Below are 12,760 nucleotides of genomic sequence, written 5' to 3' on the forward strand. Positions count from 1 at the left end.
CAAACCAGCCGCTACGCCCGCGCAAGTTCATCATTTCGGTCGTCCCGGATCGCCATTGCCCGACAGCACCTGCGCGGCGCCGCCGATGCCGCGGCGGAAGGCTTCATCGAAGGTGACGCCGCGAAACTGCCATTTGTAATCCTTGCCGTGCCAGGCCATCCGCCATTGCGTGGCCCAGCCGAGATCCTTGTCGTCCCAGACCAGCCGACCGAGCAGAGTGGCCTCGCCGCCTTGCGGCGCGACGATCGAACTCAGCTTCGCCGGCGGCGTCTTCAACAGTTCGGCGGCGGTGACGCTCGCGCTCGTCAACGCCGCTGTATCGGGCAGCACGAAGCGCATGCCGCGTTTGGCGGCCGCAGCCGCAAGCGCGTCGCGTTGCAGGTCGGACTGCGTCCCGTCGGATGTGACGATGTAGTCCTTGGGACCGTGCTGCATCTCGGCGAAGACGCCGAGCACCGGCCGCTGCGACCGCCACGGCTTGAGACCGAGCCTGGCGAGAATGCCGTCGATCTTCCTCTCGTCGAAATCCACCGTCAGGTCGTAAGGCCGGTCGCGGGTGCCCTGCTCGTCATGATGCGGTTTGCCGGCATATTGATCGTGATAGTCGAAACTGCTGACGAACGCCTTGGCCTTCGATTTGTATGCGGCAAGCCGGCGGTCGCCTGCCAGCATTGGCTGACCGGAAACCTTGATCAGGACGTCCTCCAGACATGCACCGAAGCCTATGATGCGGTTCGGCTCGCCCTGGCCGGTGACGACGGTCTGCGCGCGGTAGAGGCTGTCGTCTGCTGCGGCCATCGCGCCACCGCAAGCGATCCATGCAGCGGCAAGCAGCACGCGAACCGCGCCGCGTGCGAGCGTGGCGATCAGATCGCGCCTCGTCTCAAGCAAGGCAGCCATGGTCACCTCCGCTCGGTCACTTCATTGACGGCACAGATTGGCGGTATTTTCGGGCAGCGCCAGCACGTTCGGACATGGGCGCCATTCCATCGGCCCCGTTACGCGCTATGGCCACGCGCGGCAGGCCTGACATATGCTCGGAGCATGCGCGGCGGCGCCGCAAGCGCTGCCCAACACAAGAGCACCGAGCAGGAGACGTTCCGTGAAATGCTATGAGTTGCAAGGCCCCGGCGGCGTCGACGCGCTGGCGCTGGTCGACAAGCCGGTTCCGCAAGCCGGCCCCGGCGAAGTCCTGGTGCGGCTGAAGGCGGCGACGCTGAACTATCGCGACCTGCTCACGGTCAAGGGCGGATACGGCTCGCGCCAGAAATTTCCGCTGGTGCCGGTCTCCGACGGCGCCGGCGTGGTCGAGGCAGTCGGCGCCGGCGTCAGGAGCTTCGCACCCGGCGATCGCGTGATCGGCAGCTTCTTCGAAAGCTGGCTCGGGGGCGAGCCGAGCGAGGCGCGGATGCGCGCGGCGCTCGGCGGCAGCGTCGACGGTGTGCTGACCGAGTACCGGGTCTTCCCGGCGCATGCGCTGGTGCGCACGCCGGATCACCTCAGCGACATCGAGGCCGCGGCACTGCCATGCGCCGGCCTCACGGCGTGGAGCGCGGTGGTCAAGCTCGGCGACCTCAAGCCGGGACAGACGGTGCTGACCCAGGGCACCGGCGGCGTCTCGCTGTTCGCGCTGCAATTCGCCAAGATGTGCGGCGCCCGCGTCATCGCCACCTCTTCCAGCGACGCCAAGATCGCGCGGCTGAAGCAGCTCGGCGCCGATGTCACGCTCAACTACAAGTCCACGCCCGACTGGGGCAAGAAGGCACGCGAACTGACCGGGCGCGGCGTCGACCTCGTCGTCGAGGTCGGCGGCGTCGGCACGCTGAACGAATCGATCCGCGCCACCAGGATCGGCGGCACCATCGCCTTCATCGGCGTGCTCGCAGGTCCCGCCCCGTCCGACACGCGGCTGCCGCTGATGGTGATGCAGCAGCAGCGGCTGCAAGGCGTCACCGTCGGCTCGATCGAGGATCTGCAGGCGCTGTGCGACGGCATCAGCCTGCACGGCGTCAAGCCCGTGATCGACAAGGTGTTCGCGTTCGACCAGGTCAAGGCCGCGTTCGCCCACATGGCGAGTGGCGCGCATTTCGGCAAGGTCGCGATTGCGATCGGCTAGCGTGCCTGCGATCAAGGATTACCGTCCCGTGAACTGGGCCTTGCGTTTCTCGACGAAGGCCTGGCGGCCTTCCTTCGCGTCGGCGCTTTCGCGGATCACCTGCTGCAGCTCGATCTCGCGGCGGAACGGATCGGCGTAGCTGGCGTGCTCGCTCTCCTCGAGCAGCTGCCGCGTCGCGACCAGCGCGCGCGTCGGTCCGTCGGCGAGACGGCCGGCGAGCGCCTTCGCCTCGTCGAGCAGTTTGGCATCATCGACCACATCGCGCACCAATCCCCACTCCTTGGCCCGCTCGGCGGGCAGCGGCTCGTTCAGCAGCATCAGGTCGAGCGCGCGCTGGCGGCCGATCAGGCGCGGCAACAGCCAGGTCGAGCCGAGATCGGGCACCAGGCCGATCCGGCTGAACACCTGGACGAAGCTCGCCGAGCGCGCGGCGAGGATGATGTCGCCGGACATCGCGAGGCTGAAGCCGCCGCCGGCCGCGACGCCGTTGACCGCGACCACGACAGGCACGCGGCATTCGCGCAACGCCTGCATCGCCGGCCAATAATGCCTCATCACGCCGGTGTAGATGTTGTCGCCGAGCGACTGGAACGCCTTGAGGTTCTGCCCCGAGCAGAAGCCGCGTCCCTCCCCGGTCAGGACCAGCGCGCGGATGTCCGGGTCGAGGCTCATCTCGCCGACGGCGCGCGCGAGATCGCCGAGCAGTTCCGGCGTCATGGCGTTCAGGCTCGCGGGATCGTTGAGCGTCAGGATGCCGACCTTGCCGTCCCGTTCACGCTTCACACCAGTCATTTTCCGCTCCCTGAAATTGGTTCTTGTTGTTGCACTGACAGTGCCATGCTTGGCATGCTACGCCAACGTGCCCCACCCGCAACAAGAACAGCGAAAGCAACGCCATGTCCGACCAATTCTCCAACTCGCAAGTGATCCGCAAGCCGGCCGTCAGCGCCAAGGGCGGCATCGTCGCCGCACAGTCGCGCAAGGCGGCCGAGATCGGCGCGGAGGTATTGGCCGCGGGCGGCGATTGCGTCGACGCCGTGATCGCGACCACCTTCGCGCTTGGCGTCGTGGAGCCGTGGATGAGCGGCGCCGGCGGCGGCGGCGCGATGGTGCTGTATCGCGCCAAGGAGAACCGCGTCGAGGTGATCGACTACGGCATGCGCGCCCCTGACGGCCTGCGCATCGAGGATTATCCGCTGACCGGCGGGGCGGCCTCCGACCTGTTCCCCTGGGCGCGGGTCAAGGACGACCGCAACCTGCACGGCCCCGGCTCGATCGCGGTGCCCGGCGTCGTTGCCGGCATGGAGGAAGCGCATCGCCGCCACGCCAAAATGCCGTGGAAGGACCTGCTGGCGCCGAGCGTCAAGCTCGCCGGCGAAGGCCTTCTGGTCGATTGGTGGACCACCGCGATGATCGCAAGCTCCGCCGCCGATCTGCGGCGCTATCCCGCCAGCGCGGCGGCGTATCTGCAGGACGGCTTGCCGCCGAATGCGCAATGGGGCATCAGGTCGGTGGTCCGCATGCCGCAGGACAGGCTGAAGGCCACGATGGCGCAGCTCGCTGCCGCCGGTCCGCGCGATTTCTACGAGGGCGATCTGGCGCGCAGCATCGCCGACGACATCCAGGCCGCCGGCGGCGCGCTGTCGGTGCGCGACCTCGCCGCCTTCCGCGCCCATCTGCGCGAGCCGCTGAAGATTCCTTACCGCGGCGGCACGGTCTATGCGACGCCGGAGCTGACCGCGGGTCCGACCATGGCGCGCACGCTCGGCCTTTTGCAAAAGGCGCTGGCGCCCGCGCAGGGCGGTCCGGATGCGGCGGCCTACGCTGCCTATGCCGAGGCGCTGCAAGCCGCCTATCGCGAACGGCTGAAGGACATGGGCGACGTCGACGGCCGCCGCGCGCTCGGCGCCGAAGCGATCGCGCCAAGCTGCACCACGCATTTCTCCGCGGTCGACCGCGACGGCAACATGGCCGCGGTGACGCAGACCTTGCTGTCGACCTTCGGCTCCAAATTCGTGACGCCGAACACCGGGCTGACCATGAACAACGGCATCATGTGGTTCGATCCGACGCAAGGCAATCCGAACTCGCTTGCGCCCGGCAAGCGCTGCCTCACCAACTACACGCCGGTCGTGGCGCAGGCGGCCGACGGCCGCACGCTCGCCGCGGGCGCATCGGGCGGCCGCCGCATCCTGCCGGCGGTGTCGCAACTGCTCTCCTTCGTGATGGATTTCGGCATGGATCTCGACGCCGCGATCCACCAGCCCCGGATCGACGCCAGCGAGGGCGCCGTGGTGATCGGCGACAAGCGCCTGCCCTCCAGCGTGCGCGAGGCGCTGCGCGGCCGCTTCGACTTCGAGGAGGCCCGTATCCAGACCCTGCCGATGAAGTTCGCCTGCCCGAGCGTCGTGCTGCGCGACGGCACCACCAACAGCGGCGTCACCGAGCCGTTCCAGCCCTGGGGCGATGCGGTCGCGGAGGGGTGAGATGTGCTCACGACTCGCTTCCCACCGTCGTCCCGGCGCAGGCCGGGACCCATACGCCGCGGCGGGCGTTGTGAAGGGGCTCGTCGTTCCAGCGTCGTTCAACAATGACCATTTGTGGTTATGGATCCCGGCATTCGCCTGGACGACACTGAGTTTGTTGCATGACCCGAACGGGCCGATACATTTGGACCGACAACAATCGCGGTGACCGGCTTGAGTGAAGCAAGCGCAGACATGCCACCCGGCGCGCAACTTCTTGGACGCGAGTGGCTGGGCTTCGACGGTGAAATCGCCACAGTCCGTTTCGAGGCGCAACCCTTGTTCACCAACCGCCATGGAACGATCCAGGGTGGTTTCCTTGCCGCGATGCTGGATTCAGCGACAGGCCTCGGCGCTCTCGCAGCGCTGCCCGCAACGCGGACCGTCGTGACCAGGACGCTGACCACGCGGTTTCTCAAACCAGCGCGCATCGGCCCGATCACGGCCAAGGCGAAGGTCATCTCGCAGACCGACCGCGACATGATCGTGGAAGCCGATCTGATCGACGCCAACGATGTGACGGTCGCCAGCGCCACGGCCGAGTTGCGGGTTCTGGACAAGCGATAGTCCGCAGTTCGATCAGCAATCCCTGCATCGCGCCAGCAGGGTGACTTCGTTCATTCCGTAGCCGTCGACGGTCTCGACGGTGCAGCCCAGCTCGCGTTCGCAATACTGGATCCACGGCTCGGGCCTCGTGCAGTAAAGCTGGTGCGCCGGCACTGCATTGGCGGCTGCCGTGGGGTCCGCCTCCCCGGTGACGAAGTTGACGCTGAAGCCGCGCAGGCTGGCGCGGCGCAGGTCGGCCAGCATCCCGGCGACGAATGCCTCCCAGGATCGGCGGCAACCGCCGACATCGACATTCATGATGCCGCTCGCGACCGAATAGGTCGCGCGGCGCGGGCTGCCCTTGCCGACCTTGAAGCGGCGCCCCGGCGCCGAGAAACGGCGGCGCGCGCGGCTGATCATGGCGCGCGACAGGTCGATCCCGAGATAGTCGATCTCCGCTTGCGGATGGCGCCTTGCGAGATAGGCGCACAACGCGCCGTATCCGCAGCCGATGTCGTTCAGGCTGAACGGCGCGGAGAAGTCGCAGAGCTTCAGCAACTGGACGAAGCGGAGGTCCTGGGTGGCCTGGCAGGACCAGTCCACCCCGCGCGGGGTGGCGCCGTATTTGGCGACCCGCGCGCTGTAGTAGGATTCGACATCGGCATAAAGGACGGAGAACCGCGCCCGGTCGCCTTCGGCGCCGAAACCTGCGGTCTCCGCTGCGATGCTCACGTCTTGCTCACTTCTTGGCCTTGGCCCGCCGCTGCTTCGCCATCGCAGCAAGCTCCTTGCGGGCGACCTGGCTTGGCTTGGTCGGGATCGACAGAACCCGATACGACTGGGTCGAGTAGATCAGCGGCGTGTGGCCGTCGGCCGCAAACGTCACCTTCGGATTTTCCTTCATGGCGTGAACGCTAACCAGCACCGGCAGATACGGACTCTGCGTGAGCGCCTGGCGGAACGCCTGGACCACCCGCTTGTATCCGCTCACATTGGGCTGATCGGAAGGATAGTCCTTGAGCGTGCCGAGGAAGGTGTACCAGCGCTTCCGCTCGGCCCGGTCGGCCGGCTCGATCCCGATCAGCCTGAACGACTGCTCGAGGGGATGATTGGGAGAGAAGATGTCGAACTCCTTTTGCAGCTCGACCATCTCCATGATCCCGCCGGGACCAAACCGCTTGTTCAGCAGATCCAGAACATCGCGCGTCGTATCGTCTTGAATCATCCGTCCCATTAGAACCCCCTCAATACCTTGTTTCCAGAAATGAAAAAATCGTCGCGTCTAGCGACGTCGCTCAAGATGCAATCGAAGCTGATCGAGTTGTGGCGTGAAGTAGACTGCCCCCGAGACATCGAGCAAATTCTGAGCGCCGCCGACAATCTCGTCAAGCTCATCATGCGACGTGCTGCCCAAAGCGCAAATGATCAGGCCGCGCAGCACGGTCGCGTGCAGCTCGGCGACGCGATCGGTCCTTCGCCGCGCGACCATCAGCGCCTCGTCCACCGCTTGCAGGGCCGCATGGTGGTCGGCGGCGCGATAGAGCGCTTCGGCCAGATCCGCCAGCATGCGCGCCTCGAATTCGAGGCCGGCTCGCGCAGAGCGCGCAAAGTCGATCGCCTCCTGAAGCTGGGCGGCGGCAACCTTGAAGTCGCCTGCGGCGCCGCTGGCGAGGCCGGCGCTGGCGAGCGCCGCGACCCGCAGATAGGGCGTGCCGGACTGCTCGGCCAGTTCGGCGATTCTCGCCGCATGCGGCTTGGCGAGGTCCGGCCGGCCGCGGCTCCAGCCCATCTCCACCATCGCAAAATGCGGAATGAACTGCACGACGGCGGCGAAGCGCTCCGGCTCGGCCCGCAGCACCTCGGCGATCCGCCGCTCGGCCTCGTCGAACCGGCCCAGCCGCACCAGAATTCTGGTGCCGAGACACCTGATCCAGTGCTCGACGTCGAAGCCGAGAATCTGGTTCGGGTTGAGACCGAGTGTGACGTTGTTGTGAAAACCGCCCTGCTCGGCAATCGCGGCAACCGCCACCTGCCCGGCGTCGAGCGCCTCGGCAAGACGGCCCGACAGGAAGAACGCCTGGCTCAGCATGGCATTGACCGTCGCAAACCGTCCGACGTCCCCGGTGCCGGAGGTGAGCTTCAAGGCGTCCTGCACGAGATTGACATAGTCGTCGGCCGCCGCGGTCGCGGCCAGGATCCTGCCGTAGGCTCCGAGCAGGATCGGCTCGTGCACCGGGTCCGCCGCGCGTGCGTATTTGATCGCCTCTTCGGCGTAGGGCTTGACCTCTTCGGCGGACATGCCTTCACGCCAGCCGAAGTTGAGGATCTGGCCGCTCGACATCGCCCGCAGCCGGTCGACATATTCGGACGGGGGCTGGTCCTGCAGCAGGGCGCGAACCTTTTTCCAGCTCTTCATTGCCTCGGCGGAGTTGGTCTTGCCGATCCAGCGCGCTGCGCGCTGCAAATGGGTCACCGCCTCCAGCGGCTGGCCCGCGGCCTCGTAGTGATAGGCGAGCAGCCCGGCAAACTCGTCGAGCTTGCCCCAGTCGAAGCCCTCGATCGCCTTGGCGACGGTCGCATGCAGCGTGGTCAGCCGCGACCGCAACTGGGTTGCATAGGCGACCTCCTGGATCAACGGATGGCGAAACGCCAGCAGTCCCTTGTCGTAGGGCGGCAGGTCGTACAGCAGTTCGGCCTGGCGGAGCTGCGCGATGGCGTTCTGCAAATCGTCGTTCGGCAGCGCCGCGACCGGACGCAGCACCGACATCGCGACCAGCCGGCCGATCACCGCCGCCGTCTCGAGCACCTGCTTGGCGATATCCTCGAGGTGATCGATGCGGGCGGCCACGACGGCCTGCACCGTTGCGGGCAGCGGCACCGCATCGACGCCATGCTTGAGCCGGTAGTTGCCGCGTTCGCCCTCCACATTGCCGCGCTCCACGACGGTGTTGGCAAGCTCCTCGATGAAGAACGGATTGCCCTGCGCGCGTTCGATGACATTGCTGCTCAGCGAGGCCAGCGAGGGATGCCTGCCGAAATGCTCGCGGAGCAGCTCGTTCGAATCGGACCACGGCAGCGGCGGGATTGCGATCTGACGGTAGTGCGACCGCTGCATGAAAGGTGCCGTGAAGCCCGGCCTGAAATTGACCACCAGCAACGTCGCGGTGCCGACGATGGCATCGACCAGCGTCTCGACGAACTCTTCGCTGGCGGCATCGATCCAGTGCAGGTCCTCGATCATGACGACCGCCGGCGTGTCCCCGGGGCGCGCGCGCACCAGCGTTCGAACGAGATCGAGCAACTGCAGCCGCAGCGCGCGCGGATCGAGCTTCGGAGCCGGATGCTCCGGATCGGCAAGCCCGAGGAATTCGAGCAGCACCAGCAGTTCCTGCTCCGACGCGGCCATCTCGGCGAAACGATCGATGACGCGACGCCTGGATGTCTCGATCGGCTCCTTGACGCGGATGCCGAAGATGTCGCGCAACAGCTCGAGCACGGGCTGGAACGGCGTTGCGCGGCCATGCGCCAGCACGCGCGCCTCGTAGACGCGAATGCCCTTGCGGCGGCAATTTTCGGCGAACTCGAAGCAAAGCCGGCTCTTGCCGATGCCGGCATCGCCGACCATGCCGACGACCCGGCCGTCGCCGCCAACCGCACGCGACAGCTCATGCTCCAGCGCCGCCATCTGCTCGGTCCGGTTGACCATCGAGGTCAGGCGGCGGCCGCTGCGGAAAACGTCGCTGGCGGGCGCGCTGAGCAGCCCGGTCAGCTTGAAGACCTCCACCGGCATGGAGATGCCGCGAATGGTCTGCATGCCGAGCGGCGACACCTCGACGAATTGCCTGGCGCCGACATAGGTGTCCCGCGTGATGAGGATCGCGCCCTCATCGGCCATCTGCTCCATCCGGTTGGCGATATGGACGTTGGCGCCGGCGGCGTCGTAGGTCTGATAGATGGTGTTTTCCACCGTTTGCACCACGACTTCGCCGGTGTGCAGCCCGACCCGGATCTGCATCCCGGGATCGGCGAGCCTGGCGACCGAATCCTGCATGGCGAGCGCGGCGAGACAGCCGCGGACCGCATGGTCTTCATGCGGGCGCGGCGGCGCGCCGAACAGCGCCATGACGCCGTCGCCCTGGATCTTGTTGACGATGCCGTCGTAGCGGTGGACCGCTTCCTTCATCAGGTCGAGCACCGGCTCGAGGCGCCGCATCCCGAGCTCGGGATCGCCGAGGCTGTCAATCAGGTTGGTCGAGTTGCGGATATCGGCAAACAGCAGAGTGAGGTTCTTGCGCTCGCCGCCCTTGGTGCTGAGCGAACGCAGCAGCCGCTGCGAGGGCGCATCGGGACGGACGCTGCCCGCGGCGAGCGCGGTGCCGCAGCGGCCGCAGAAGCGGCTGGAGGGCCCGTTCACATGCTGACAGGAGTCACATTTGAGGCCTAACGGCGCACCGCAATCTTCACAATAATCGTTGCCAGCCCGGTTCGCATGACCGCATCGCTCGCACTGCATGAACAGCCTTTCAGTAAAGACTGCGAATATATCCGACGCACGAGATTAGCCCAGCACATTCTGTAATTGTGTTAAATGCCTCACACACCAAACCGGTCCCGCACCCGGCCGGTCAGCACGGCCGTGGTGACGCCGACCCGCCAGAAGGCGTGCATCGGGATCGGCTTGATACCGGTCACGGGCATGTCGATCCCGGCCTTGGGGCCGCCGATCAGGCGGCGGGCCAGCTCTGCGCCCATCGCGGTCGAGAGCGCGACGCCGCGGCCGTTGCAGCCGAGCGAGATCAGCAAATTCTCCGCGGGCTCATGGACATGCGGGTAGTGATCGGCGGTGATGGCAAGACGGCTGTTCCAGCCGTGGGTCCAGCCGACGCCCCTGAGCTGCGGCCACAGCCGCTCGGCGTAGCGGATCAGATAGGCGACGTCGGTCGGCTTGCTGATCCAGCGCATCGGGCCGCGGCCGCCCATCAAGAGGCGGTTGTGCTGGTCGATGCGGTAATAGACCGTGATGTGGCCGCTTTCGTAGAGCACCGGGCGGGTCGGCATGATCGCGCGCGCGATCTCGTCGGACAGCGGCGCGGTCGCCGCGATCGACGAGAACACCGGCACGATGCTGCGGCGAAGCGCCGGCCAGAGATCATCGGTAAAGCCGTTGGTCGCGAGCAGCACCTTGTCGGCGAGCACGACCGCGCGCGGCGTCGCGATCCGCCAGCGGCCGCCGTCGCGGCGGAGCGACAGCGCCGGGGTCTCGCCATGGACGGCGACGCCGGCCCCGATCGCGGCGCGCGCAAGACCCCGCGCATAGCTCAGCGGATGCAAGTCGCCGCCGCGCGCATCCAGCATGGCGCAGAGGTAACGGTCGCTGCCGGTCATCGCCCGCATCTCGGCGGCGTCGAGCAGCTTCACCGGCATGCCGCGCCGGATGCACTGCTTTGCCGTGGTCTCGAGCGCCGCCGCGCTGGCTTCGTTGTAGGCGGCGCGCAGCGTGCCGTTCTGCCTGGCCTCGCAGGGGATCTGGTAGCGGCGGATCAAATCATGCGTGAAGTTGGTGGTGCCGTAGGAGAATTCGATCATGCGGCGGCCGAGATCGGCGCCGAAATCCGCTTCGATCTGATCCGGGTCGTGCTTCAGTCCCGGATTGGTCTGCCCGCCATTGTTGCCGGAGGCGCCCCAGCCCGGCTCCTGCGCTTCCAGCACGGTCGCAAGCACACCCTGCTCGGCGAGGTGCAGCGCGGTCGACAGGGCGGTGAAGCCGCCGCCGATGATCGCGACCGGCACGCTCTTGTCCGACGTCAGCGGAGGCGTCGGCGTCGCCTCCACCGCGGTGTCGGCATAGAGACTCGGTGGCAGCGGCAGGCGGGTGGGTGTGGTCATGGGAGGAGCTCGTATTTCACCTCTCCCCATCGGGGAGAGGTCGGCGCGCAGCGCCGGGTGAGGGGTTCAGGTCCCACGAGAGAGCGTAACCCCTCACCCGGATTGCATCTAACGATGCAATCCGACCTCTCCCACAAGGGGAGAGGTGGACCATCGATGCTGAAACGGCCTGACCAAGCGGCATCATGAACCGATCACAGCGGATGCAGCACGCGGCGCAGGAAATCCTGGGTGCGCGGGTGCTGGGGTTGGTTGAGGACGGATTTGGCGGAGCCCTGCTCGACGATGACGCCGCCGTCGATGAACAGCACGCGGTCGGCGACGTCGCGGGCAAAGCCCATTTCATGGGTGACGACGACCATGGTCATGCCGTCGTCGGCAAGCTTGCGCATCACCGACAGCACCTCGCCGACCAGCTCCGGATCGAGCGCGGAGGTCGGCTCGTCGAACAGGATCGCCTTCGGCTGCATCGCCAGCGCCCGCGCGATCGCGACGCGCTGCTGCTGGCCGCCGGAGAGTTTTGGCGGGTGCACCTCGGCCTTGTCGGCGAGCCCGACCTGCGCGAGCAGCGCGCGGCCACGGGCGACCGCCTGCTCGCGCGGTTCCTTCTTCACATAAAGCGGCCCCTCGATGACGTTCTCGAGCGCGGTGCGATGCGGAAACAAATTGAAGCGCTGGAACACCATCGAGACCTGGGTGCGGATCGCCACGATCGAGCGGTCATTGCTGTCGACGCGCGCGCCCTCGACGCTGATCTCGCCGCGATCGTAGCTCTCGAGCCCGTTGATGCAGCGCAGGATGGTCGACTTGCCGGAGCCGGACGGGCCGATGATGCACACCACCTCGCTCCTCGCGACGGAGGCGGTGATGCCCTTCAGCACCTCGACCTTGCCAAAACTCTTGTGGACGTCGCGGAGCGCGATCATTTGCGGTTCGCCTTGTTCTCGAAGTGCCGAACCAGCAGGATGAGCGGAATGCTCATGGTGAGGTACATCAGCGCCACCAGCGTGAACACGCTGGTGTTCTTGAAGGTCGAGGAGGCGATCAGCTTGCCCTGCAGCGCGAGCTCGGCGACCGTGATGGTGGACGCCTGCGAGGAATCCTTCAGCATCATGATCATGATGTTGCCGTAGGGCGGCAGGATGATCCTGACCGCCTGCGGCAGCACCACGCGGCGCATGGTGAGCCACCAGCCCATCCCGATGGTCTGCGCCGCCTCGATCTGCCCCCTGTCGATCGCCTCGATGCCGGCGCGGAAATTTTCCGCCTGATAGGCTGAATAGGCGATGCCGAGCCCGATGATCGCGGCCTGCAGCGCCGACAGCGCGATGCCGAAATCGGGCATCACGAAGTAGATGTAGAACAGCAGCACGATGATCGGGATGCCGCGGATCACATTGATCAGCGCGGCGCTGAAGCCGACGAGGATGCGAATTCCGGACACCCGCATCAAGGCCCACACCAGCCCGAGCACGGTCGACAGCAACAGCGAGCCGACGGTGACGACGATGGTCAGCCAGACACCCTGCAGCAGGATTGGCACGAACTCGACGGCGTCATGGAAGAATTTTTGCATCGGCTAAATTTATCCCGTCCCGTCACCCGCTCCCGTCATCCTGAGGAGCGGCGTCTTCGCCGCGTCTCGAAGGATGAATCGGCCCGGCTGGTGGCCGTCGACCCTTCGAGA

General features: G+C 66.6%; 11 protein-coding genes. 3 read left to right on the plus strand and 8 right to left on the minus strand.

Annotation, left to right across the window (positions count from 1 at the left end):
* Positions 1-30 precede the first annotated feature (30 nt).
* Positions 31-900, minus strand: coding sequence for a DUF2066 domain-containing protein (locus XI02_RS33275; RefSeq protein WP_172647281.1), 870 nt, complete (start codon positions 898-900; stop codon positions 31-33).
* A 202-nt stretch (positions 901-1,102) separates the two neighbouring features.
* Here XI02_RS33275 and XI02_RS33280 point away from each other — a divergent pair, with 202 nt between their 5' ends.
* Positions 1,103-2,116: an NAD(P)-dependent alcohol dehydrogenase gene (locus tag XI02_RS33280; RefSeq protein ID WP_172647280.1), complete on the plus strand. Its 1,014-nt coding sequence runs from the start codon at positions 1,103-1,105 to the stop codon at positions 2,114-2,116.
* Positions 2,117-2,134: 18 nt separating this feature from the next.
* On the opposite strand, the gene XI02_RS33285 is transcribed toward XI02_RS33280, so the two are convergent.
* The gene (locus tag XI02_RS33285) at positions 2,135-2,908 is read right to left on the minus strand and encodes an enoyl-CoA hydratase-related protein (RefSeq protein ID WP_172647279.1); all 774 of its coding nucleotides are present in this window, start codon (positions 2,906-2,908) and stop codon (positions 2,135-2,137) included.
* 104 nt (positions 2,909-3,012) lie between these two features.
* Here XI02_RS33285 and XI02_RS33290 point away from each other — a divergent pair, with 104 nt between their 5' ends.
* Both XI02_RS33290 and XI02_RS33295 read left to right on the plus strand, forming a co-directional pair.
* Complete coding sequence (locus XI02_RS33290; protein ID WP_172647278.1) at positions 3,013-4,602, plus strand: gamma-glutamyltransferase; 1,590 nt, start codon at positions 3,013-3,015, stop codon at positions 4,600-4,602.
* A 213-nt stretch (positions 4,603-4,815) separates the two neighbouring features.
* A complete protein-coding gene (locus XI02_RS33295) occupies positions 4,816-5,208 on the plus strand; it encodes a PaaI family thioesterase (protein WP_245163949.1) in 393 nt (130 codons plus the stop codon).
* 12 nt (positions 5,209-5,220) lie between these two features.
* On the opposite strand, the gene XI02_RS33300 is transcribed toward XI02_RS33295, so the two are convergent.
* From XI02_RS33300 to XI02_RS33325, 6 genes are all read right to left on the minus strand, one after another.
* Positions 5,221-5,919 carry a trans-aconitate 2-methyltransferase gene (locus tag XI02_RS33300; RefSeq protein ID WP_018273246.1) on the minus strand — a complete coding sequence of 233 codons (699 nt, stop codon included), beginning with the start codon at positions 5,917-5,919 and terminating at the stop codon, positions 5,221-5,223.
* A gap of 7 nt (positions 5,920-5,926) precedes the next feature.
* Positions 5,927-6,421 (minus strand): hypothetical protein, encoded by a 495-nt coding sequence (locus XI02_RS33305; RefSeq protein WP_172647277.1) that lies wholly within the window; start codon positions 6,419-6,421, stop codon positions 5,927-5,929.
* Between the two features lie 48 nt (positions 6,422-6,469).
* The gene (locus XI02_RS33310) at positions 6,470-9,700 is read right to left on the minus strand and encodes an adenylate/guanylate cyclase domain-containing protein (RefSeq protein ID WP_069278568.1); all 3,231 of its coding nucleotides are present in this window, start codon (positions 9,698-9,700) and stop codon (positions 6,470-6,472) included.
* An 80-nt stretch (positions 9,701-9,780) separates the two neighbouring features.
* Positions 9,781-11,073, minus strand: coding sequence for an FAD-binding oxidoreductase (locus XI02_RS33315; protein WP_194483251.1), 1,293 nt, complete (start codon positions 11,071-11,073; stop codon positions 9,781-9,783).
* 194 nt (positions 11,074-11,267) lie between these two features.
* Positions 11,268-11,999 (minus strand): amino acid ABC transporter ATP-binding protein, encoded by a 732-nt coding sequence (locus XI02_RS33320; RefSeq protein ID WP_172647275.1) that lies wholly within the window; start codon positions 11,997-11,999, stop codon positions 11,268-11,270.
* A complete protein-coding gene (locus XI02_RS33325) occupies positions 11,996-12,649 on the minus strand; it encodes an amino acid ABC transporter permease (protein WP_069278571.1) in 654 nt (217 codons plus the stop codon). Before XI02_RS33325 ends, XI02_RS33320 begins: the two co-directional genes overlap by 4 nt.
* Positions 12,650-12,760: the final 111 nt, after the last annotated feature.

The organism is Bradyrhizobium sp. CCBAU 21365, from assembly GCF_015291305.1.
GTDB classification, from domain to species: domain Bacteria; phylum Pseudomonadota; class Alphaproteobacteria; order Rhizobiales; family Xanthobacteraceae; genus Bradyrhizobium; species Bradyrhizobium elkanii.